Source organism: Paenibacillus sp. FSL R5-0766, assembly GCF_037971845.1.
Lineage (GTDB): Bacteria > Bacillota > Bacilli > Paenibacillales > Paenibacillaceae > Paenibacillus.
This window is the reverse complement of record NZ_CP150227.1, coordinates 6,104,348-6,127,153: the sequence shown is the minus strand read 5'-3', so window position 1 is coordinate 6,127,153 and position 22,806 is coordinate 6,104,348. Positions and strand designations below refer to the sequence as shown.

17 protein-coding genes, 13 tRNA genes and 4 rRNA genes are annotated in these 22,806 nt (G+C 46.6%); 30 read left to right on the top strand and 4 right to left on the bottom strand.

Annotated features, from left to right (window positions below):
* Nucleotides 1-104: 104 nt before the first annotated feature.
* From MKY66_RS26515 to rpsI, 5 genes are all read left to right on the top strand, one after another.
* Complete coding sequence (locus MKY66_RS26515) at nucleotides 105-1,049, top strand: DNA-directed RNA polymerase subunit alpha (protein ID WP_017692101.1); 945 nt, start codon at nucleotides 105-107, stop codon at nucleotides 1,047-1,049.
* Nucleotides 1,050-1,083: 34 nt separating this feature from the next.
* Nucleotides 1,084-1,449 (top strand): 50S ribosomal protein L17, encoded by a 366-nt coding sequence (gene rplQ, locus MKY66_RS26510; RefSeq protein WP_017692102.1) that lies wholly within the window; start codon nucleotides 1,084-1,086, stop codon nucleotides 1,447-1,449.
* Between the two features lie 159 nt (nucleotides 1,450-1,608).
* Nucleotides 1,609-2,382, top strand: a complete 774-nt coding sequence (gene truA / locus MKY66_RS26505; RefSeq protein ID WP_076216861.1) for a tRNA pseudouridine(38-40) synthase TruA — start codon at nucleotides 1,609-1,611, stop codon at nucleotides 2,380-2,382.
* A 205-nt stretch (nucleotides 2,383-2,587) separates the two neighbouring features.
* Complete coding sequence (gene rplM / locus MKY66_RS26500; RefSeq protein WP_024633564.1) at nucleotides 2,588-3,025, top strand: 50S ribosomal protein L13; 438 nt, start codon at nucleotides 2,588-2,590, stop codon at nucleotides 3,023-3,025.
* 19 nt (nucleotides 3,026-3,044) lie between these two features.
* Nucleotides 3,045-3,437: a 30S ribosomal protein S9 gene (rpsI, locus tag MKY66_RS26495; protein WP_017692105.1), complete on the top strand. Its 393-nt coding sequence runs from the start codon at nucleotides 3,045-3,047 to the stop codon at nucleotides 3,435-3,437.
* 415 nt (nucleotides 3,438-3,852) lie between these two features.
* Here the strand turns inward: rpsI and MKY66_RS26490 are convergent, their stop codons facing one another.
* Nucleotides 3,853-4,002, bottom strand: coding sequence for a hypothetical protein (locus MKY66_RS26490; protein ID WP_339806396.1), 150 nt, complete (start codon nucleotides 4,000-4,002; stop codon nucleotides 3,853-3,855).
* 243 nt (nucleotides 4,003-4,245) lie between these two features.
* Between MKY66_RS26490 and MKY66_RS26485 the strand changes: the two genes are divergently transcribed.
* The 4 genes from MKY66_RS26485 to MKY66_RS26470 all read left to right on the top strand — a co-directional run bounded on the left by MKY66_RS26485 (nucleotide 4,246) and on the right by MKY66_RS26470 (nucleotide 8,136).
* Entirely contained in the window at nucleotides 4,246-4,938 is a 693-nt protein-coding gene (locus MKY66_RS26485; RefSeq protein WP_076216867.1) for a phosphoadenylyl-sulfate reductase, read from the top strand.
* Nucleotides 4,939-4,961: 23 nt separating this feature from the next.
* On the top strand, nucleotides 4,962-6,131 hold the full coding sequence (gene sat / locus MKY66_RS26480) for a sulfate adenylyltransferase (RefSeq protein ID WP_076216862.1): 1,170 nt from the start codon (nucleotides 4,962-4,964) through the stop codon (nucleotides 6,129-6,131).
* 69 nt (nucleotides 6,132-6,200) lie between these two features.
* Nucleotides 6,201-6,956, top strand: a complete 756-nt coding sequence (cwlD, locus tag MKY66_RS26475) for an N-acetylmuramoyl-L-alanine amidase CwlD (protein ID WP_036607212.1) — start codon at nucleotides 6,201-6,203, stop codon at nucleotides 6,954-6,956.
* A gap of 79 nt (nucleotides 6,957-7,035) precedes the next feature.
* On the top strand, nucleotides 7,036-8,136 hold the full coding sequence (locus tag MKY66_RS26470) for an Mrp/NBP35 family ATP-binding protein (protein WP_076216863.1): 1,101 nt from the start codon (nucleotides 7,036-7,038) through the stop codon (nucleotides 8,134-8,136).
* Nucleotides 8,137-8,222: 86 nt separating this feature from the next.
* Here the strand turns inward: MKY66_RS26470 and gerD are convergent, their stop codons facing one another.
* Complete coding sequence (gerD, locus tag MKY66_RS26465) at nucleotides 8,223-8,981, bottom strand: spore germination lipoprotein GerD (RefSeq protein WP_076216864.1); 759 nt, start codon at nucleotides 8,979-8,981, stop codon at nucleotides 8,223-8,225.
* Between the two features lie 125 nt (nucleotides 8,982-9,106).
* On the opposite strand from gerD, the gene MKY66_RS26460 reads away from it, so the two are divergent.
* Entirely contained in the window at nucleotides 9,107-9,739 is a 633-nt protein-coding gene (locus MKY66_RS26460) for a KinB-signaling pathway activation protein (protein ID WP_076216865.1), read from the top strand.
* A gap of 98 nt (nucleotides 9,740-9,837) precedes the next feature.
* Here the strand turns inward: MKY66_RS26460 and pdaB are convergent, their stop codons facing one another.
* A complete protein-coding gene (gene pdaB, locus MKY66_RS26455; RefSeq protein WP_076216866.1) occupies nucleotides 9,838-10,614 on the bottom strand; it encodes a polysaccharide deacetylase family sporulation protein PdaB in 777 nt (258 codons plus the stop codon).
* Nucleotides 10,615-10,736: 122 nt separating this feature from the next.
* Here pdaB and MKY66_RS26450 point away from each other — a divergent pair, with 122 nt between their 5' ends.
* From MKY66_RS26450 to MKY66_RS26360, 19 genes are all read left to right on the top strand, one after another.
* A complete protein-coding gene (locus tag MKY66_RS26450; RefSeq protein ID WP_036607221.1) occupies nucleotides 10,737-11,354 on the top strand; it encodes a stage II sporulation protein M in 618 nt (205 codons plus the stop codon).
* Between the two features lie 153 nt (nucleotides 11,355-11,507).
* Complete coding sequence (locus tag MKY66_RS26445; RefSeq protein WP_056697767.1) at nucleotides 11,508-11,738, top strand: hypothetical protein; 231 nt, start codon at nucleotides 11,508-11,510, stop codon at nucleotides 11,736-11,738.
* A 479-nt stretch (nucleotides 11,739-12,217) separates the two neighbouring features.
* A 16S ribosomal RNA gene (locus tag MKY66_RS26440) occupies nucleotides 12,218-13,770 on the top strand.
* A gap of 119 nt (nucleotides 13,771-13,889) precedes the next feature.
* A 5S ribosomal RNA gene (rrf, locus tag MKY66_RS26435) occupies nucleotides 13,890-14,006 on the top strand.
* A 36-nt stretch (nucleotides 14,007-14,042) separates the two neighbouring features.
* Nucleotides 14,043-14,119, top strand: a tRNA-Ile gene (locus MKY66_RS26430).
* 22 nt (nucleotides 14,120-14,141) lie between these two features.
* Nucleotides 14,142-14,217 (top strand) — tRNA-Ala (locus MKY66_RS26425).
* Nucleotides 14,218-14,423: 206 nt separating this feature from the next.
* Nucleotides 14,424-17,473 (top strand): 23S ribosomal RNA (locus MKY66_RS26420).
* 76 nt (nucleotides 17,474-17,549) lie between these two features.
* Nucleotides 17,550-17,666 (top strand): 5S ribosomal RNA (gene rrf, locus MKY66_RS26415).
* The 16S, 23S and 5S rRNA genes sit together here with 13 tRNA genes alongside, the layout of an rRNA operon.
* A gap of 83 nt (nucleotides 17,667-17,749) precedes the next feature.
* Nucleotides 17,750-17,825 (top strand) — tRNA-Asn (locus tag MKY66_RS26410).
* Between the two features lie 3 nt (nucleotides 17,826-17,828).
* Nucleotides 17,829-17,901, top strand: a tRNA-Thr gene (locus tag MKY66_RS26405).
* A 10-nt stretch (nucleotides 17,902-17,911) separates the two neighbouring features.
* Nucleotides 17,912-17,983, top strand: a tRNA-Glu gene (locus MKY66_RS26400).
* 7 nt (nucleotides 17,984-17,990) lie between these two features.
* Nucleotides 17,991-18,066, top strand: a tRNA-Val gene (locus MKY66_RS26395).
* 9 nt (nucleotides 18,067-18,075) lie between these two features.
* Nucleotides 18,076-18,150 (top strand) — tRNA-Gln (locus tag MKY66_RS26390).
* Between the two features lie 9 nt (nucleotides 18,151-18,159).
* Nucleotides 18,160-18,235, top strand: a tRNA-Lys gene (locus tag MKY66_RS26385).
* Between the two features lie 6 nt (nucleotides 18,236-18,241).
* Nucleotides 18,242-18,322 (top strand) — tRNA-Leu (locus MKY66_RS26380).
* Between the two features lie 10 nt (nucleotides 18,323-18,332).
* A tRNA-Gly gene (locus tag MKY66_RS26375) sits at nucleotides 18,333-18,407 on the top strand.
* Nucleotides 18,408-18,414: 7 nt separating this feature from the next.
* Nucleotides 18,415-18,491, top strand: a tRNA-Arg gene (locus MKY66_RS26370).
* 15 nt (nucleotides 18,492-18,506) lie between these two features.
* A tRNA-Pro gene (locus MKY66_RS26365) sits at nucleotides 18,507-18,580 on the top strand.
* A gap of 11 nt (nucleotides 18,581-18,591) precedes the next feature.
* A tRNA-Gly gene (locus MKY66_RS26360) sits at nucleotides 18,592-18,662 on the top strand.
* A gap of 231 nt (nucleotides 18,663-18,893) precedes the next feature.
* Here the strand turns inward: MKY66_RS26360 and MKY66_RS26355 are convergent.
* On the bottom strand, nucleotides 18,894-19,241 hold the full coding sequence (locus MKY66_RS26355; RefSeq protein ID WP_076217237.1) for a WGxxGxxG family protein: 348 nt from the start codon (nucleotides 19,239-19,241) through the stop codon (nucleotides 18,894-18,896).
* A gap of 579 nt (nucleotides 19,242-19,820) precedes the next feature.
* Here MKY66_RS26355 and ppc point away from each other — a divergent pair.
* The gene (gene ppc, locus MKY66_RS26350) at nucleotides 19,821-22,613 is read left to right on the top strand and encodes a phosphoenolpyruvate carboxylase (RefSeq protein ID WP_076217238.1); all 2,793 of its coding nucleotides are present in this window, start codon (nucleotides 19,821-19,823) and stop codon (nucleotides 22,611-22,613) included.
* Nucleotides 22,614-22,806 lie beyond the last annotated feature (193 nt).

Below are 22,806 nucleotides of genomic sequence, written 5' to 3'. Positions count from 1 at the left end.
GCACAATCTGCTAATAATGGTTGATTAGGCATACTACTACATGTTTTCGCAAGAGAAGGTAAATGTTTCATAGAGGACCGACGTTTTGAAGGAGGGGTATTGCAGTGATTGAAATCGAAAAGCCGAAAATTGAGACGGTAGACGTCAACGATGATGGCACCTATGGGAAATTCGTAGTAGAACCGCTTGAGCGCGGATACGGTACGACGCTAGGAAACTCGCTTCGCCGAATCTTGCTCTCGTCACTGCCGGGTGCGGCAGTGTCTTCGGTTCAAATCGATGGCGTTCTGCATGAATTTGCTACAGTTCCTGGCGTAATGGAAGATGTAACGGAGGTTATTCTTAACCTGAAAGCTTTGTCGCTTAAGATTCATTCGGACGAGGAGAAAGTGCTCGAGATTGATGCTGAAGGCGAAGGAGCAATTACGGCTGGAGATATCCGTGCTGACTCCGATGTGGAAATCCTTAACCCGGATTTGCACATTGCTACGCTCGGACCAGGTTCGAGACTTCACATGCGTATTTTTGCCAATCGCGGTCGCGGCTACGTCCAGGCAGATCGGAATAAACGCGATGACCAGCCGATCGGCGTCATCCCAGTCGATTCCATCTTCACCCCGATCAGTCGCGTTAACTACGCTGTGGAAAATACGCGTGTCGGTCAAGTGACCAACTATGACAAGCTCACGTTGGAAGTTTGGACTGATGGAAGTATTCGTCCTGAAGAGGCTGTAAGCCTCGGCGCTAAAATTTTGACTGAGCATTTGATGCTCTTCGTGGGTCTTACAGACGAAGCGAAAGATGCAGAGATCATGGTCGAAAAAGAAGAAGACAAAAAAGAAAAAGTACTCGAAATGACGATTGAAGAGCTGGATCTCTCTGTTCGTTCCTACAACTGCCTCAAACGTGCTGGTATTAATACCGTGCAAGAGCTGACTACGAAAACGGAAGAAGACATGATGAAAGTCCGTAACCTCGGACGCAAGTCTTTGGAAGAAGTTCAAGAGAAGCTTGAGGAACTTGGTTTGGGACTCCGTACAGAAGAATAGACAGCCGAGTGCTTGAAGTGAAGGAGGGAAAACAATGGCATACCAAAAGTTGGGCCGTAATTCCAGCGCACGTAAAGCTTTGTTCCGTGACCTGGTAACCGACCTGTTCTTATACGAACGCATTCAGACAACTGAAGCGAAAGCAAAAGAGGTTCGCTCTATTGCTGAAAAACTGATCACTAAAGCGAAAAAGGGAGATCTTCATGCCCGTCGCCAAGTGGCAGCTTATGTTCGCCGCGAAACTATCGATGGTGAGCAAGATGCAATCCAAAAACTGTTTAGCGAATTGTCCGGTCGTTACGCTGAGCGTCCAGGTGGATACACTCGTATCTTGAAACTGGGACCTCGTCGTGGTGACGCAGCGCCAATGGTTTACTTGGAACTGGTAGACCGCGCGTAAAACAGTTGAGATGAGGAAAGGGGACAGAATCAACGATTCTGGATTAACCCTTTTTTTCTCTTCATTTCGGAATTCGTGCTGTAATAGAAGCTCCGTAAGGGGCTTCTTTTGCTGTTCGGGATAGGGATATGTATAGTATGGAACAAAGGTGTGGTATTAATGCGGAACTTATGTATGACGTTAACTTATGATGGCACTGCCTATTACGGCTTCCAAGTACAGCCGGGTGGGAATACCATTCAGGATCATCTTGAAGATGCGATTCGTGCTTTAACCGGTGAGAAAGTTAAAATTACAGGTTCAGGCCGAACAGATGCAGGTGTTCACGCCCGCAGACAAATCTTCAATTTTCCTACGGAGTCCCAGATCCCGATTGAACGTTGGTGTATTGCACTCAACTCCAGACTACCATCCGATATTGTCGTTATTGATGCGATTGAAGTTTCGGCTGATTTTCATTCTCGCTATGCAGCGAAAAAGAAAACGTATCGTTATACAGTCAATGCGAATCAATTTCCGGATGTATTCAACAGAAGACTGCAGTATCATCATCATGCGAAGCTTGATATTATGGCAATGCAGGAGGGCTTACGACATTTCATAGGGACGTATGATTTTACCTCTTTTGCTTCACGCAAGTCTCAGAAAGAGAATCATGTCCGTTCGGTATACGAAGCATGGATGGAAGTGGACCGATCAATGTGCAGAGACCATCCGCGCGATCAGGGTGTCATTCACATTTATGTGAGTGGTAACGGCTTTTTGCAGCATATGGTTCGTATCATTGTAGGGACACTGCTGGAGATCGGAGAGGGCAAACGGAAAGCCTCTGATGTACCGAATATGATTGCTGCATGTAATCGATCTGCTGCAGGACCTACTGCAGTTAGCTGCGGTTTAATGCTCTGGGATCTTGAATACAAAAAAGATTAAATTTGGTGAGTGAAAAGCTTAATTAACACTTGCGATTTAATCGCCTATCATGTAATATAAAAGTTGTGTTTTCTTAATGGCTTTCCCACAGCCCCAATTAAGAGGTTCACATCAAATTTACAATCCATCAACACCTAAAGTTATAACTTAACGAACGAAGATAAATGAAAATGATGATTTTGAACATTTTAAGGAGGAACTTTTCATGCGTACTACGTACATGGCGAAGCCTAACGAAGTTGAGCGCCAATGGCACATCATTGATGCTGAAGGCAAAACCCTCGGACGTTTGGCGAGCGAAGCAGCAGCTTTGATTCGCGGCAAACACAAGCCACAATTCACTCCACATGTGGACACTGGCGATTTCGTTGTTATCATCAATGCTGAGAAAATCGTATTGACTGGTAAGAAAATGCAAGGTAAAAAATACTACCGTCACTCAATGCACCCAGGTGGTTTGAAAGTAACTACAGCTGAAGAGATGGTTAAAAACAAACCTGAGCGTATGTTGGAACTGGCTGTTCGCGGTATGCTTCCTAAAACTCGCATGGGCGAGAAAATGAAGTTGAGACTTAAAGCGTACAGAGGCACTGAGCATCCACATGCAGCACAAAAACCAGAAGTTTACGAACTTCGCGGTTAATTAAAAGGAGGACAGTTTCATGGCACAAGTACAATACTATGGGACAGGTCGTCGTAAACATTCGGTAGCACGTGTTCGCCTTGTACCGGGTGAAGGACGCATTGTCATCAATAAACGTGATATTAATGAATACTTCGGTTTGGAAACACTCAAACTGATCGTAAAACAACCACTGAACTTGACAGAAACGCTCAACAACTATGACGTTCTTGTTATTGCTCATGGTGGCGGAATCTCCGGTCAAGCCGGCGCTATCCGTCATGGTATCTCCCGCGCTCTGCTCAAAGCAGATCCGGAATACCGTGCATCCCTGAAAAAAGCAGGATTCTTGACTCGTGACCCACGTATGAAAGAGCGTAAAAAATACGGTCTTAAAGCGGCTCGTCGCGCACCTCAGTTCTCCAAACGTTAATATTAAAAGCCTTTGGCCTCGGTCAAAGGCTTTTTTATATATTCATGACCATTCCGCCATTTATTATATTAGTTTGTACGATAGCTCTCATACCTCTGATGTCTTTCCCCATGCTTGTGCATTTTTCCTTCATTACCTTTACCTTTTCAATGTTCTCTTAATGTCCCTCAATACAGTCCTATAATATGTACGTAATAAACATCTACAGCATACTGAACCTCTCTAATCGCATAGATCATTGGATTTGCTCTTACGCTCTTACCTATCGCTCACCACACATTTTATAACAGCTCCTATAAAATCATCGATTAGAGCTCACGCCGGATTTCTTGAATGCACTCGGTTTACTGTTTTTTGCGCTTAAATCTTTATTGCAATCCATATCAGTATTTCTTATGGAAACGATAAAAGTCCCTTACATATCAACCGCTAAATGTCGCAACGCTGATCCTCTTAAAACTGCTTCTTTTTGTCCTTCATTTTCAATCGGGCAGTGAATTTTTGATGATGCTCTTTGCGACATGAACTGTCCAAACCCAGCAGCAGCAAAGGTTTCACAGGCCATGAGATGTTTTTATACCTGCCTAATGATCTGAGCCAACAGCATTGTTTTTATATCGTTAACAGAGAAATGGATAAATTGAACCAAATTATTGTATGAGAGCAACGATCAAAATGGTCAAAAACTGATTTATTTTACCATATGGCAGGCATTGACATCCCCAATGAAAGATTTATACTAAACATAATTCATATTAGATTAGTCGGCTTTAGGTGTGTTGAAATGCAGAATGGGGGAAATTCACAGATGAACTTGTTGGAGAAAGAAGAATTGGCACGGGCAAAGGCAGAGGAACTGGAACATGCCAGTCCAGAGGATATTATTCGGTATGCTATTGAAACATTCCCAAATATCACTTTTGCATGTAGCTTTGGTGCAGAAGATGTTGTACTTGTAGATATGTTGCAGAAGATCAGCCCATCCACAGACATTTTTTATCTGGATACAGATTTTCACTTTAAAGAAACATACGAAACACGTGATAAGATGCAGGAGAACTACAACCTTGAATTTGTACGCGTGTCACCTAAGATTACTCCGAAAGAGCAGGCAGCTCAACACGGTGAAGAGTTGTGGAAGTCTGATCCCAATGGGTGCTGTAACATTCGCAAAGTCGAACCGTTAACACGTATTCTTTCTCAGTACGATGCATGGATTACAGGTATTCGTAGAGATCAAGCACCAACTCGTGCAAACTCGAAGAAGGTTGAATATGATTCCAAATTTGGCCTGATGAAGTTTAATCCGATTGCGCACTGGACGACTGAGGATGTATGGCAATATATTCGTGACAATAACGTTGTATATAACCCTCTTCATGATCAGAACTACCCAAGTATTGGTTGTGAGCATTGCACACGTCAAGTTATGCCTGGAGAGGACCCACGTGCCGGACGCTGGTCTGGTAATGATAAAACGGAATGTGGCCTTCATAAATAATAGATATACAAGGAGCTGACAAGATGACATCGATTCTGCCTCATGGAGGTACGCTGGTTCAGCGTATCGTACAAGGAGAAGAACGGGAGCAGTTGTTGCAAGACAGTAAAAACTTATCCTCTTTGCTTATTAATACCTGGACGATATCAGATTTGGATCTGATTGGTGTGGGTGCGTTCTCACCATTAGAAGGTTTCTTGAATGAGGAAGATTACCTCTCGGTGGTGTCTCGCATGCGTCTCGCCGATGGAACAGTCTGGAGTATACCGATTACACTTGCTGTTGACGATAAACAAGCGGCATCCCTCCAGATTGGTGAACGTGTGAAACTTGTTGGTGATCAAGATGGAGTCACTTATGGATTGCTCGAAGTCCAAAGTATATACCAGGTGGATCAGGGTGAAGAAGCCCGGCGTGTATTCAAAACAGATGATCCCGAGCACCCGGGTGTTAAAAAACTGTTGGAGCGTCCTGCAACATACGTAGGTGGTCCAATCCAAGTGTTGAATCGTCCCAAACCTTCGAAATTCGAAGAATTCTATTATGATCCTGCAGATACCCGGAAGATTTTTCAGCAGAAGGGTTGGAAGACGGTAGTTGGTTTTCAGACACGTAATCCGGTCCATCGGGCTCATGAGTACATTCAGAAGAGCGCTATGGAGATTGTCGACGCACTCTTCCTGAATCCGCTTGTTGGAGAGACAAAGTCGGACGATGTTCCCGCAGATGTTCGGATGAAGAGTTATCTGGTATTACTGGAGAACTATTACCCGGCTGATCGTGCGTTCCTTGGTGTGTTCCCCGCAGCGATGCGGTATGCTGGTCCACGTGAAGCTATTTTTCATGCAATGGTTCGCAAAAATTACGGATGTACCCACTTTATTGTTGGTCGTGACCATGCGGGTGTTGGTGATTATTATGGAACATATGAAGCACAGGAGATCTTTACGAACTTTACAGCAGAGGAACTGGGGATCACTCCGTTGTTCTTCGAACATAGTTTCTTCTGTACCAAATGTGGAAATATGGCATCCAGCAAAACTTGCCCACATGATAAAGAACATCATATGGCGCTTTCCGGCACCAAAGTACGCGGGCTGCTCCGTGACGGCCAGTGCCCTCCACCTGAATTTACACGTCCTGAGGTAGCTGAGGTGCTGATTGAAGGAATGGCGGAGCAAGTCCGGTCCTAGCGGTATATTTGCCCATCTTGTCCCATATAGATGATTAGAGTCATTTATAGGGACGAGGTGGTTTTTTTTATGCGTAAAAATATGGGGAAACACTTTGTAGTCTGGATTAGGTTAAAAACAATCAAAAGGGTCATGCTGAGTCTCTGTCTACTGGCCATGTTAGTGGCGGTAATGTCCTATGAACTGCCTTCCGCTAAGACGTCAGGTTATTGGAGTTTGCCGATGGCAGGTAAAGTCATTGCCATTGATGCAGGACACGGAGGTCCAGATGGAGGAGCGGTGAGTAAACAGGGGGTTATTGAAAAAGATATCAATCTGTCTATCGCCCTGTATGTGAGAGATTATTTGCAACAGGCAGGGGCCTTAGTGGTGATGACACGAGAAATAGACACGGATTTGGCCGAATCGGACACGAAGGGGTATTCCAAACGTAAGACGGAAGATCTGAAACAAAGAGTACGGCGGATAGAGGATAAGCAAGCAGATCTCTTTATTAGCATTCACATGAACAGTGTCCCATCCAACCGATGGAGTGGAGCGCAGGTTTTCTATACAACTAATCATCCGGATAACGAAGGTTTGGCTAATCTGCTTCAACAAGAGATGGTTCGTAATCTGGAGAATACAGATCGAATCGCCAAAACGGTGAATACGGTTTATCTGTTACAGGCTCTGAAGATCCCTTCAGCGCTGGTAGAAGTGGGTTTCCTTTCTCACCCGGAAGAGGCACGTATGCTTGCCGACGAAGCTTATCAACGCAAGGTAGCTGCTTCGATCTATAATGGAATTCTCAGATATTCCTCAGGAGAACGGCCTAAAAGTTAGTCAGAACAAGAAAGGTAATGATATAATTGGATCAGCATACCTAATTACATGCCAATAGATAAAGCTGAGGTGCTGTCTGATGTTATCAAAAGAACAGATACTTGAACTATTACAGCCATTACAAGAACCACAATTGGGAGTAAGTCTGACCGAACTGGAATGGGTTCGAGATATTATGGTGAAAGAAAATCATGTGGCTCTGACCATAGTGACACTTGAAAATCGACCTGAGGATACAACGGCCTTGAGTGATGCAACGCGTAATCTGTTGTCTCAGCACGGACTGAAGGATGTACATATTCGTGTACGTGCGGCTTCTGAGCATGATCGTGAGAGCCTGAATATGGGACAACCCGATAATGAGCCAGATCGGGACGAAGTGCTCGTAAAAGGTCACGCAGCGGGTCTGGATGGACATGAATTGTTAAGTCCTGAATCAGGTGTTCGTTTTATTGCTGTGGCCAGTGGTAAAGGTGGCGTTGGTAAATCAACGGTAACCGTTAATCTCGCTGCAGCTTTGGCACGTCAAGGCAAAAAAGTGGGCTTAATTGATGCGGATATCTATGGCTTCAGTGTACCCGACATGATGGGGATTGAAGAATATCCGGTCGTTGAAGATGGCGTTATTCAACCAGTTGAACGTTTTGGCGTCAAAGTCATGTCGATGGGCTTCTTTATTCGGGAGAACAACCCGGTAATTTGGCGTGGACCCATGCTAGGTCGGATGCTGCGTCAATTTTTTACGGATGTCCAGTGGGGCGAATTGGATTATATATTACTGGATTTGCCACCAGGTACGGGAGATGTTGCTTTGGATGTGCATCAGATGTTGCCACAGAGCAAGGAAATCATCGTTACCACGCCGCATGCAACAGCAGCTTTTGTCGCAGCACGTGCGGGTGCGATGGCCATTCAGACCGATCATGAGTTACTTGGTGTGGTTGAGAATATGGCTTATTATGAGTGTGGCAGTTGCGGAGAGAAGGATTATGTCTTTGGTCGTGGAGGCGGGGGAAGACTTGCGGAAAGTCTGCATACAAGCTTGCTTGCCCAGATTCCATTAGGTACACCGGATAATCATCCTTCCGAGCCTGATTTCTCACCTTCGGTATACAAAGCAGATTCCCGTATAGGGGCTATCTACGATGAAGTGGCCAGGTCCATTGAATCCAAATTCTAATGGTATGAGTGTTATAAATACAAATAAAGCCTGCGTCCATTCGGATGCAGGCTTTTCAGTTTCTGTGATATACCAACATCTACTGTTTATGAACCTCCACCGTTGCCAGAATCTCCACTTCCACCATCGCCGCCATCACTACCACCTTCGCCCTGACCCTCTTGCTGTCCGCCTTGCTCTTCCCCCTGTTTTCCGCCACTTTCCACTTTGGGTTGCAATTCGTCCTGTACTACCTTCTTGAGCAAAGTGAGTACTTCCATACGGAACAACGGGTTTTGCATCACTTCTTGCATGACAGTCATCGTCTGTTTACGGTAATCCGGAGTCTTGGTCATATCCATGAACATCTTGGATACTTCAGGTGACTTCATGATGTCTCCAACAGATTTTTGATATGTGGGATCTTTAATCAACTGCATATGAAGTTGTTTGCTTTGAGCGTTAATCACTTTGGCGAACTCCCCAGCAAACTGTGGATCTGTCATGATCTTCTCGAATTCCTTCTGGTATTCGGGAGCTGTGATGGTGTCTTTTACTGCAATACGTATTTGTTCCGAAGATTGCACAGGCATTAACATTTTCATACCAATGGTTCCCGAACCACCACCCGATCCGCCACCACCTTCTTCTGAACCGCCGCCTTCACTGCTGGATGAGCTTTGACCTGTAAGAGCTTCCTCCACCGCTTTCTTGCCTTCGTCACTTTTCAAAATATCTACAACCATTGTTTTCATCTCTTTATAACTGCCCTGAGGAGGCGAAGAACTCTGATCTGAACCGCAGCCGGCAAGCATGACGGATAGCCCCAGTACGACACAGCATAGCTGCCACAAAGGCCGTTTCATGTGTACAATCCCTCCTTGATTAGATACTGGATGTAGTATGTGATGGGAAAGGGGGAAATATGTTGAGCAATGATGGTTTTTTGCTGAGAAGGTTGGTAAAATAAACACTCGGGGGTGGAAAACTTTTGAATTTACGTAGATGGTTTTTCCTGTTTTGGACAGCCTTGCTTATTGGGGCCGCGGGAGCATTGGGTACAGGATTGATTATGATGCTGGTGAACGGGGAGAAAACAAATGGATTGAATGATTTTCTTCTGTATCTTTTGATCCTATTTGGATCAGGGGTTATGATCAGCGTTTATTCACAAATGGGTTTCTTTGCATATCTGATATTGAATTATATGGGTAAAGGTGTATTTCCAAAGCGCGGTTGGCAGATCGTGCAGATTGTACTAACGGTGTTAGCCCTGCTTGACGTGATGTTTTTACGCCTGTTTGTTGGGGGAGACCGGGAGCGCATATCGGATATTGTGTTAGGTATCATTATTTTGGCAGCTGCAATTGTTACCGCTTACGTTAAAGTAAAGCTCACTCATATCTCCGCGCTTGTACCTACACTCTTTTTCATGATTGCCGTCACCATAGTGGAGACGATCGGCGTATTACGTATTGATGTGAATGCTGCAACCATATTTATTGTGGTTCCCTTGCTCTTATGTAATGCATACCAAATGCTGATATTGCACAGGCTGGTGGATGTATCTACGAACGGGAGTGTAAGTGGAAAGGCAGAACAGTTGAAAGAAAGCCGAGCATAAAATCCTTTTGCATAAAAACATACCAAAAAGAGCTAACCTGGTTAGCTCTTTTCAACTTTTACACTCGTATTTGAGCTGTAGCCCAAGCGATCTACCAATTATTGACCGCTGGCTTGATCACGAACTTCCTTACCTTCTACACTGGAATGGTTAAGCAACTCAGACACGGTTACGAATTCATAGCCCTGATTTTTTAATTTGTCGATAATGACAGGGAGTGCTTCATGAGTTTGTTTAGAGGAATCGCTAGCATGCAGCAGTACGATGTCCCCTGGATGTGCTTTGCTTACTACGCGATCAACTATGGTCTGTACACCAGGGTTTTTCCAATCCAAAGAGTCGGTATCCCACTGAACAACCTGATAATTCAGACTATTGGCTACCTGAAGCACTCGCTTGTCAAAGTCCCCGTTGGGCAGACGTATTAATTTCGGTTCTTTTCCCGTTAAATCGGTTAAAATGCTATGAGCTGTCGAAATTTCTTTGCGAATTTCTTCTTCAGTCAGGCTGCTGTAGTTCTCATGTCTGTGACCATGGCTGCCAATTTCATATCCTGCCTCTTTGATGGCAGTAACAATTTCGGGGTGTGTCTTGCTCCAGGGGGACGAAAGGAAAAAGGTTGCCTTCTGCACTTTATTTTCCTGAAGAACTTTCAGAATCGGCTCTGTCCGTTTATCTCCCCAGCTGATGTCAAAGGTAAGTGCAATTACCTTCTTCTCGGTTGGAACGCTGTAGACGGCCGATGGTGCTTCCTCCGAGAATACGGAGACATTGCCACGCTCCAGATAAATAATACCGATCGCAAAGATGGCAGCAACGAAGACAATCAGGTACCGTTTAATCTTTTTCCCGCTAAATACATAGAACGAGTTCATTTCAATAAGCGCCCCTCTCCCATAAGAAATGCTTGTTTACTCTCCAATGTATGCTCGTACTCTCCAGTTATTCGTAACGGAACCTTGTTTGTCCATCATTTTAGATTCTACAGGAGGTTATTATGTTAAAATTCAGTACATTTCTTAAAGATCTTGGTTCCATCCGCAGTGCATTAATCTGGTCCGTAGTTTTGTTTGCTGTTGGAATAGGGGCAGGGTGGGTGAGTACAGGACCACTGGAAGAACTGTTGTTGAACCAAATCGGAGGTTTACGTGAAGTCAGTGAACGGCTGGAGCAGGGGGGCAATGTGCAATGGAACTTCTTCCTGTTTATCTTTTTCAATAATGCCATCAAAAGTGTACTTGTCATCTATGCCGGTATATTCTTCGGAATTCTGCCTGTCATCTTCCTGCTGATCAATGGGATGGTCCTTGGATTTGTGGTGCACACCACGATGAATTATGGAGCAAGCTTCTATGATATTGTGGTTAAAGGTTTACTTCCGCATGGCATTATTGAGATTCCGGTCATTATTATTGCTTGCGCCTTCGGACTGAAGTTTGGTGGTCTGGTTATCAAAAGCCTTGCACAACTTGGAAGTGACAAGCGAAATACGATGGGTACCCGGTGGAGAGCATTCATGAATAGGACGTTAACGGCATCCTTCTGGGTTGTCATCTTGCTTCTTGTTGCAGCAATCATCGAAAGCACACTTACGTATACTCTGGTGAGAGGATAAAATTTTGTGTTGGTTGGCATTCATAAATTTTCAGAAAGTTGACCATAACAATAAAACGGGTTCCAGCAGCACCCATAAAAGCGAATGCACGGGTTGTTGCATGAAACTTGTGTAAGTGTGATAAAGAGGCTATGCACAAAAAGGAGAACTCTAATGCTGGGTATGTTGTTTAACGATAAGGAATGCAAGGAATTAGACTATGTGCTACGTAAAGAATTAGATGAAATGCTGTTCGATCTGAGTGATAATCGTCTTGACCAAGAGATCAAATATGCTATCGCGAGCCGATATAAGACTGTGTTCCGCATGTATGCACGCTTTGCCCCGCCAAAAGAGTTGTCCAAGTATGCAAGAGGTGGAAAACTGAAAAAGTCGAAGCCGTAATGCTGAAGCTGGTCATATATTCGATTTACAGTAGTGGAAGTGAGGTGCGGCTCTCAATAGCGGGTGCTGTACCTCTGAACCATGAAAATGTGAAATTGTTGGGGGTTTCATACTTTTTGTCGAAAAAGGGTTGACCTTTCTAATTTCATATGGTAAATTAATTTTCGTTCCTTTTTTAGGAGCGGTTCACCGAAACAAGCATGAAAATAAAGCGATTGAAAAGAATTGAAAAAATAATGCTTGCAAAGAGAACTTCAACATGATATATTATAAAAGTCGCCGCTGAAACGACGACAACATGAAAGACAGCAGTAAATTGAATGTTTGATCTTTGAAAACTGAACAACGAGTGAGTAAACATTCTGCTTGCAGAATGAACGCAAAAGTTTGAGACGAGCCTTGGCTTGGATCGGCTGGAGCACAAATGAGATTTTTAATCTCGTCAGATTCAAAATGAGCTTATCGCTCTTTTCAATACTTTATTGGAGAGTTTGATCCTGGCTCAGGACGAACGCTGGCGGCATGCCTAATACATGCAAGTCGAGCGGACTTGATGAGAAGCTTGCTTCTCTGATAGTTAGCGGCGGACGGGTGAGTAACACGTAGGCAACCTGCCCTCAAGTTTGGGACAACTACCGGAAACGGTAGCTAATACCGAATAATTGTTTTCTTCGCCTGAAGAGAACTGGAAAGACGGAGCAATCTGTCACTTGGGGATGGGCCTGCGGCGCATTAGCTAGTTGGTGGGGTAACGGCTCACCAAGGCGACGATGCGTAGCCGACCTGAGAGGGTGATCGGCCACACTGGGACTGAGACACGGCCCAGACTCCTACGGGAGGCAGCAGTAGGGAATCTTCCGCAATGGGCGAAAGCCTGACGGAGCAATGCCGCGTGAGTGATGAAGGTTTTCGGATCGTAAAGCTCTGTTGCCAGGGAAGAACGCTTGGGAGAGTAACTGCTCTCAAGGTGACGGTACCTGAGAAGAAAGCCCCGGCTAACTACGTGCCAGCAGCCGCGGTAATACGTAGGGGGCAAGCGTTGTCCGGAATTATTGGGCGTAAAGCGCGCGCAGGCGGTCATTTAAGTCTGGTGTTTAATCCCGGGGCTCAACCCCGGATCGCACTGGAAACTGGGTGACTTGAGTGCAGAAGAGGAGAGTGGAATTCCACGTGTAGCGGTGAAATGCGTAGATATGTGGAGGAACACCAGTGGCGAAGGCGACTCTCTGGGCTGTAACTGACGCTGAGGCGCGAAAGCGTGGGGAGCAAACAGGATTAGATACCCTGGTAGTCCACGCCGTAAACGATGAGTGCTAGGTGTTAGGGGTTTCGATACCCTTGGTGCCGAAGTTAACACATTAAGCACTCCGCCTGGGGAGTACGGTCGCAAGACTGAAACTCAAAGGAATTGACGGGGACCCGCACAAGCAGTGGAGTATGTGGTTTAATTCGAAGCAACGCGAAGAACCTTACCAGGTCTTGACATCCCTCTGACCGGTACAGAGATGTACCTTTCCTTCGGGACAGAGGAGACAGGTGGTGCATGGTTGTCGTCAGCTCGTGTCGTGAGATGTTGGGTTAAGTCCCGCAACGAGCGCAACCCTTATATTTAGTTGCCAGCACTTCGGGTGGGCACTCTAGATAGACTGCCGGTGACAAACCGGAGGAAGGTGGGGATGACGTCAAATCATCATGCCCCTTATGACCTGGGCTACACACGTACTACAATGGCCGGTACAACGGGCTGCGAAATCGCGAGATGGAGCCAATCCCAACAAAGCCGGTCTCAGTTCGGATTGCAGGCTGCAACTCGCCTGCATGAAGTCGGAATTGCTAGTAATCGCGGATCAGCATGCCGCGGTGAATACGTTCCCGGGTCTTGTACACACCGCCCGTCACACCACGAGAGTTTATAACACCCGAAGTCGGTGGGGTAACCGCAAGGAGCCAGCCGCCGAAGGTGGGATAGATGATTGGGGTGAAGTCGTAACAAGGTAGCCGTATCGGAAGGTGCGGCTGGATCACCTCCTTTCTATGGAGAATCGTTTCCTGCAACGGAAACATTCAAATACGCAGCTTAGCTGCAAAACCTAGCCAGGTCGGCTAGTTACTCACTCGTTGCTCAGTTTTGAGAGCTCAAACTCTCAAACGTTTGGTGGCGATAGCGAAGGGGTTCCACACGTTCCCATCCCGAACACGACCGTTAAGCCCTTCAGCGTCAATGGTACTTGGACCGCAGGGTCCTGGGAGAGTAGAACGCCGCCAAGCGTAACCCATTTTGGGTTCAAATAGTATATATAATGTGGGCCCTTAGCTCAGTTGGTTAGAGCGCACCTCTGATAAGGGTGAGGCCGGTGGTTCGAGTCCACCAGGGCCCACCATCTACACCTTTTCATTTCATATGGGGCCATAGCTCAGCTGGGAGAGCGCCTGCCTTGCAAGCAGGAGGTCAGCGGTTCGATCCCGCTTGGCTCCACCAAAATGATTTACAAGTTTGTTCTTTGAAAACTAGATATCGAAACGAAACAAACGCGAATTAGAACATTCCTTTTTAGCTGAACTTGTGCAAACAAGTCAAGTGTATAAAGGTAGTTAAATTGCTTTTGTGATGGTATCGGGTGAGAGCGACTTTTGGCTTTGCGCAAGCAAAACAAGGGAAGCGAGCGACCGAAACCGGAACAAAATGGTTAAGCTACTAAGAGCACACGGAGGATGCCTAGGCGCTAGGAGCCGATGAAGGACGTGGCGAACAACGAAACTGCCTCGGGGAGCTGTAAGCAAGCTTTGATCCGGGGGTGTCCGAATGGGGAAACCCAGCTGGGGTAATTTCCAGTTACTCACAACTGAATACATAGGTTGTGTAGAGGCATACCAGGGGAACTGAAACATCTAAGTACCCTGAGGAAGAGAAAACAATAGTGATTCCGTCAGTAGCGGCGAGCGAACGCGGAGAAGCCCAAACCAAAGAGCTTGCTCTTTGGGGTTGTGGGACGTCTCACATGGAGTTACAAAGGAACCGGTTAAGCGAAGAGGTCTGGAAAGGCCCGCCAAAGAAGGTAAAAGCCCTGTAGTTGAAAGTTGGTTCCCTCCGAGACGGATCCCGAGTAGTGCGGGGCACGTGAAACCCCGTATGAATCCGGCAGGACCATCTGCCAAGGCTAAATACTTCCTAGCGACCGATAGTGAAGCAGTACCGTGAGGGAAAGGTGAAAAGCACCCCGGAAGGGGAGTGAAATAGAACCTGAAACCGTGTGCTTACAAAAAGTCAGAGCCCGTTTTAGGGGTGATGGCGTGCCTTTTGTAGAATGAACCGGCGAGTTACGTTCCCGTGCAAGGTTAAGGTGAAGAGCCGGAGCCGCAGCGAAAGCGAGTCTGAATAGGGCGACATAGTACGTGGACGTAGACCCGAAACCGGGTGATCTACCCCTGTCCAGGGTGAAGGTGCGGTAACACGCACTGGAGGCCCGAACCCACGCATGTTGAAAAATGCGGGGATGAGGTGGGGGTAGCGGAGAAATTCCAATCGAACTCGGAGATAGCTGGTTCTCCCCGAAATAGCTTTAGGGCTAGCCTCGGAAAACAGAGTCGTGGAGGTAGAGCACTGATTGGGTGCGGGGCCCGCAAGGGTTACCAAGCTCAGTCAAACTCCGAATGCCATAGACTTACTTCCGGGAGTCAGACAGTGAGTGCTAAGATCCATTGTCAAAAGGGAAACAGCCCAGACCATCAGCTAAGGTCCCCAAGTGTGTGTTAAGTGGGAAAGGATGTGGAGTTGCACAGACAACCAGGATGTTGGCTTAGAAGCAGCCACCATTGAAAGAGTGCGTAATAGCTCACTGGTCGAGTGACTCTGCGCCGAAAATGTAACGGGGCTAAACACACCACCGAAGCTATGGCTTGGATCGACTTCACTGCTTCTTTGAGGCGGTGTTTACCACAAGGACATTTTTGTCTGACAAGAGATTCTATCTTGGATGACCAAATGCTTCCCAGGGGATAAACACAGGACTTCGAAGCTGGAGTGAAGTCGATCCAGGGGTAGGGGAGCGTTGTATAAGGGTTGAAGGTGTACCGTAAGGAGCGCTGGACATTATACAAGTGAGAATGCCGGTATGAGTAACGAAAAGATCAGTGAGAATCTGATCCGCCGAAAGCCTAAGGGTTCCTGAGGAAGGCTCGTCCGCTCAGGGTAAGTCGGGACCTAAGGCGAGGCCGAAAGGCGTAGTCGAAGGACAACAGGTCGAAATTCCTGTACCACCGTAAGCCGTTATGAGCAATGGGGGGACGCAGTAGGGTAGTGACGCGGACTGATGGATGTCCGTCTAAGCAGTAAGGCTGATGTGTAGGCAAATCCGCACATTGTAAGGCTGAGCTGTGATGGGGAGCGAAAATTATAGTAGCGAAGGTCATGATCTCACACTGCCAAGAAAAGCCTCTAGCCAGGTGATGGTGCCCGTACCGCAAACCGACACAGGTAGGCGAGAAGAGTATTCTAAGGCGCGCGGAAGAACTCTCGTTAAGGAACTCGGCAAAATGACCCCGTAACTTCGGGAGAAGGGGTGCCCCGGTAGTGTGAATAGCACGAGGGGGCCGCAGTGAAAAGGCCCAAGCGACTGTTTAGCAAAAACACAGGTCTGTGCGAAGCCGTAAGGCGAAGTATACGGGCTGACGCCTGCCCGGTGCTGGAAGGTTAAGGGGAGTGGTTAGGGAGTCATCCCGAAGCTGTGAACCGAAGCCCCAGTAAACGGCGGCCGTAACTATAACGGTCCTAAGGTAGCGAAATTCCTTGTCAGGTAAATTCTGACCCGCACGAATGGCGTAACGACTTGGGCGCTGTCTCAACGAGAGATCCGGTGAAATTTTAATACCTGTGAAGATGCAGGTTACCCGCGACAAGACGGAAAGACCCCATGGAGCTTTACTGCAGCTTGATATTGAATTTGGGTACGATCTGTACAGGATAGGTGGGAGCCTTTGAAGTGTGAGCGCCAGCTTGCATGGAGGCAACGTTGGGATACCACCCTGATCGTATCTAGGTTCTAACCTGGTACCGTAATCCGGTGCGGGGACAGTGTCAGGTGGGCAGTTTGACTGGGGCGGTCGCCTCCTAAAGAGTAACGGAGGCGCCCAAAGGTTCCCTCAGAATGGTTGGAAATCATTCGAAGAGTGCAAAGGCATAAGGGAGCTTGACTGCGAGACCTACAAGTCGAGCAGGGACGAAAGTCGGGCTTAGTGATCCGGTGGTACCGCATGGAAGGGCCATCGCTCAACGGATAAAAGCTACCCTGGGGATAACAGGCTTATCTCCCCCAAGAGTCCACATCGACGGGGAGGTTTGGCACCTCGATGTCGGCTCATCGCATCCTGGGGCTGAAGTAGGTCCCAAGGGTTGGGCTGTTCGCCCATTAAAGCGGTACGCGAGCTGGGTTCAGAACGTCGTGAGACAGTTCGGTCCCTATCTGTCGTGGGCGTAGGAAATTTGAGAGGAGCTGTCCTTAGTACGAGAGGACCGGGATGGACGTACCGCTGGTGTACCAGTTGTTCCGCCAGGAGCACCGCTGGGTAGCTATGTACGGACGGGATAAACGCTGAAAGCATCTAAGCGTGAAGCCCCCCTCAAGATGAGATTTCCCAGTATGTAAGACCCCTTGAAGACGACGAGGTAGATAGGCTGGGGGTGGAAGTGCAGCAATGCATGGAGCTGACCAGTACTAATCGGTCGAGGGCTTATCCAATAGCAAGTGATAATTCGCATGTTTTGTTTCGAATCTAGTTTTCAGAGAACAACAACTCTGAAATGTAAGCTACGCGTTTGGTGGCGATGGCGGAGGGGTTCCACACGTACCCATCCCGAACACGACCGTTAAGCCCTCTAGCGCCGATGGTACTTGGACCGCAGGGTCCTGGGAGAGTAGGACGCCGCCAAGCGAACTCTTTCATCATACATAGAAAACAGGCTCTGCATGTTGATGTTGTACGATGAATTGCATTTGCACTGCAAATGCATATATTCCCTGATAGCTCAGTTGGTAGAGCACTCGACTGTTAATCGAGTTGTCACAGGTTCGAGCCCTGTTCGGGGAGCCATTTGCTCTCATAGCTCAGTAGGTAGAGTGCATCCATGGTAAGGATGAGGTCACCGGTTCGATCCCGGTTGAGAGCTTTGGAAATGGGGCCCGTTGGTCAAGGGGTTAAGACACCTCCCTTTCACGGAGGTAACAGGGGTTCGAATCCCCTACGGGTCATATAGTTGGAGGCTTAGCTCAGCTGGGAGAGCATCTGCCTTACAAGCAGAGGGTCGGGGGTTCGATCCCCTCAGCCTCCACCATATTTTTATTGGGGATTAGCCAAGCGGTAAGGCAACGGACTTTGACTCCGTCATGCATAGGTTCAAATCCTATATCCCCAGCCATTTTAGTATGAGTCATTAGCTCAGTTGGTAGAGCACCTGACTTTTAATCAGGGTGTCGAAGGTTCGAGCCCTTCATGACTCACCATCATATGCGCGTGTGGCGGAATTGGCAGACGCACTAGACTTAGGATCTAGCGTCTTTGACGTGGGGGTTCAAGTCCCTCCACGCGCATCCTTTATTTGCGGAAGTGGCTCAGCGGTAGAGCATCGCCTTGCCAAGGCGAGGGTCGCGGGTTCGATTCCCGTCTTCCGCTCCAATATTTTGCGCCCTTAGCTCAGCTGGATAGAGCGTTTGACTACGAATCAAAAGGCCGGGAGTTCGAATCTCTCAGGGCGCGCCATTATTTTTTTAGTATCGGGATGTAGCTCAGCTTGGTAGAGCACCTGGTTTGGGACCAGGGGGTCGCATGTTCAAATCGTGTCATCCCGATTTTTGTTTATGCGGGTGTAGTTCAATGGTAGAACTTTAGCCTTCCAAGCTAATAGCGTGGGTTCGATTCCCATCACCCGCTTACAGGATATAACGAAAAGCCTTTGCAGATGCAGAGGCTTTTTACTTTTATTAACGTAAGAATTAGCAGTTATTTATATAATATTTTATGTAAAGTACAATACAGGTTTATTTAAAAAAGAGCCAAGACCCCTTTACTATCCAATTAGGGAGGTCTTGGCTCTTCTGTTTATCTCTATGGGTGAGCTGCCTCTAAGACGTAGCAGCTATTGTATAGTGAAGAGCGCACAATTTAACGTTCGTTGTGGTCCGTCACTCTTTTACGCATGCCAGCTAATCCAAGCAGTCCCAGCAAACCAAGCCAGCCCCAATCCATGCCGTTGTCACGGTCGGTTGTTGTAGCATTTGCCCGAACATTGTTGGTACGATAGTCACCATTGTTGCGGTAGTTTCCATCCATGTTCATATTCATGTTGGAATTAGTGTTTGTGCGGTCCATGTAGTTGGTGTCCTGATAAGACCGGACACGTGAGCCGGTTGTATCCATTCCTTTGGACATTTGACCATCAGCAGCAGCAGGGCCAGCCATCGCGGCCACCAGAAGCACGGAAGCAATAATTGTTGTACCTTTCTTCATCATTTGGATTCCTCCTTTTTAGTAAGAGCTATAGATTAATCTGCCCAAAAAGCTAAGAACATTATGTAGAAATGGTCTGTTAAGATATCCCTACGTTTACAGTAGGTTAGGAACATACATAAGAAACTCCCCTAATAAGCAGACTTGTAGTGGGAAGGAATTTATAATTTTATCTTTAATTTATTACGTCACTGTGGTAAAGTATACAAAAGCTTGCTTTGCCGGTCATGTTTCTTTGTATATCATCTGTTCTCAAATAATGAAATTATGCGGTATAACCTTACGATCAGGTACCATGGAATCATATCTAAAGTAACTGTATATTTATAAATTTTTAAGCATAGGTATGAGATATTTGATTTATCTAAAGTACGTGAAAAAGGTATCATGCGACAGCATATGACCATTAATTGAAGCAGAACAAGAAAATGAATAAAAAAGCGTGTTTTTGTGCTGTAAATCGGGGATAATCCCCATTTTTTCTAGTAGAAAAATAAAGATTTTCGTACCATTTTATTGTATGATGTTATGAAGGTGTCAAATTTACGTGTACGAATGGAACGATCAGATGGGAGGATAAGCATGACTGAAACTATGGTAACCGCCAGCAAAAGCCAATCCAACAACCTGCTTCGGCGAGACGTGCGGTTCCTGGGCAATATACTCGGAGAAGTTCTTGTCCATCAAGGCGGCACGGAGCTTCTAGATATCGTTGAGAAGATTCGGGAAACGAGCAAATCGTTGCGTGCAGAATTTCTGCCAGAACTCTATGCAGAGTTCAAAACGATGATCCAGGAATTAGACTCGGACAATCGTCACCAGGTTATTCGGGCTTTCGCTATTTATTTTCAATTAGTTAATATTGCTGAACAAAACCATCGGATCCGGCGTAAACGGGATTATGAACGTTCTGCTGGGGACGCTGTGCAGCCAGGATCGATTGAGAAAGCAGTACAGGATCTTAAGGAACGTGGACTGTCTCATACAGAGGTGGAAGAGATTCTTGATGATTTGTCACTGGAACTCGTTATGACAGCTCACCCAACCGAAGCCATGCGCCGGGTTATTCTGGACATCCACAAGCGGATATCCGAAGACGTCATGTCACTTGATAATCCTACGCTGACGTTGCGTGAACGTGAACAGTTGCGGGAGAAGTTGCTGAACGAAGTCATTACACTATGGCAGACTGATGAGCTTCGTGACCGTAAACCGACTGTGCTTGATGAAGTGCGGAACGGGATGTATTACTTTCATGAAACGTTGTTCCACGTACTTCCGGATGTATATCAGGAGCTGGAACGCTGCCTGAACAAATTTTATCCTGACCATGACTGGCATGTGCCGACGTATTTGCGGTTCGGTTCCTGGATCGGTGGAGACCGGGATGGAAATCCTTCGGTAACTTCAGATGTAACATGGCAGACACTCTTGATGCAACGCAAGCTCGCTTTGCGTGAATACCAACGGATTATGATTGAACTTATGGGCCATCTCAGCTTCAGCACAAACATCATTCACGTATCGGATGAGCTGGTGCAGTCGATTGAGCAGGACCGTAATTCTGTTACATTGAAAAAAGTGGATATCTGGCGGAATGAAAAAGAGCCATACCGCATCAAATTGGCTTATATGATTGCCAAGCTGAACAATGTACTGGATGAGAACAAATTAGGTCAGCCTGACCGTTATCATAGCGCACAGGATTTGATTGATGAACTGATGATTATTGATCGAAGTCTGCGCCATCATTTTGCCGATTACGTAGCAGATACGACCATTCGCAAAATGATTCGTCAAGTAGAGTTGTTTGGTTTCCATACTGCAGCATTGGATGTGCGTCAGCACAGTAAGGAACATGAAAATGCGATGTCGGAGATTTTGGCGAAAATGAACATTGTAGAGGATTATGCGCGTCTGACTGAAGACGGTAAAATCGATCTGCTTGCTCGTTTGCTGGATGATCCACGTCCGCTTACTTCTCCTTATCATCAATACACGGAGGGAACCAAAGAATGTCTGGATGTCTTCCGTACCATTAAGCGTGCCCAAAACGAATTTGGGAACGGCTGTATCACAAGTTACCTGATCAGTATGACGCAGGGCGCAAGTGATTTGCTGGAGGTTATGGTATTTGCCAAGGAAGTGGGCTTATTCACCAAAGGACACAACGGTGAGGTTGTATCTACTCTTCAAGCGGTACCACTGTTTGAAACCATTGATGATCTACATGCGGCTTCGGACATTATGCAGAAGCTGTTCAACCTTCCTGTATACCGCGCAAGCGTAAAAGGACGGAATGAACTGCATGAAATCATGCTTGGTTATTCTGACAGTAACAAGGATGGCGGAGTGGTTACAGCCAACTGGGAACTGCGTGTAGCAATGAATGCCATCACGGCTGTAGGTAATGAACATGGCGTTAAGCTGAAGTTCTTCCATGGACGTGGCGGGGCTCTGGGACGTGGAGGCATGCCACTCAACCGCAGTATTCTTGCTCAACCACCACATACGATTGGTGGGGGCATCAAGATTACGGAGCAGGGAGAGGTTATTTCTTCCCGTTATTCCCTTCAGGGGATTGCATACCGCAGTCTGGAGCAGGCAACTTCGGCTCTAATCACAGCAGCACTTAATGGGCTTGAGCCGCAAGAGTCAGCATCCGAACGTCATTGGGACAGCATCATCAAAGAGATTTCGGAAGTATCTCTGACGAAATATCAGGATCTGATTTTCCGTGATCCAGACTTCTTCACATTCTTCAAAGAATCAACGCCGCTTCCGGAGGTTGGTGAGCTGAACATTGGCTCCCGTCCATCCAAGCGTAAAAATAGTGATAAGTTTGAAGATCTGAGAGCGATCCCTTGGGTATTCGCCTGGACTCAAAGTCGTTATCTGCTTCCGGCATGGTATGCGGCAGGAACAGGATTGCAAAGTTACTATCAGGGTAAAGAGGAAAATCTGGTTGTCCTGAAAGAAATGTATGCAAGCTTCCCATTCTTCCGTACATTAATTGATACGGTACAGATGGCCGTAGCCAAGGCAGATCTGGTGATTGCCAAAGAATATTCAGCAATGACTTCGAACAAGGAAGCCCGTGATCGCATATACGGTCAGATTGAAGCCGAATTCAAGCTCACAAAAGAGCTGATTCTGAAAATTACCGGAGAAGCTGAAATTTTGGATGATGTACCGGTTATTCAAGAATCCATTCGTCTTCGTAACCCTTATGTAGATCCGTTGTCCTACATGCAAGTTCAACTTCTGAGCGAGCTCAGAGATATGCGTGAACGTGGTGAGGATGATACGGAACTGCTCAGAGAAGTGTTGCTGACAATTAACGGCATCGCTGCAGGACTGCGTAATACAGGTTGATGATTGAACTGCTTCATTTGAATAATCATATGTAACAAAGTACCTATTACTTTGTTGAATAAAAGCTCCATTCTCTGCTCTACGGAGTGAGAGATGAAACGGGACTCCTGCGGGAGTTCCCGTTTTTACTGTTTTTGGCGGATATTTGTCATACAGTCTTGATTTTTGACCAAAGTTGATTTACGATTTGATT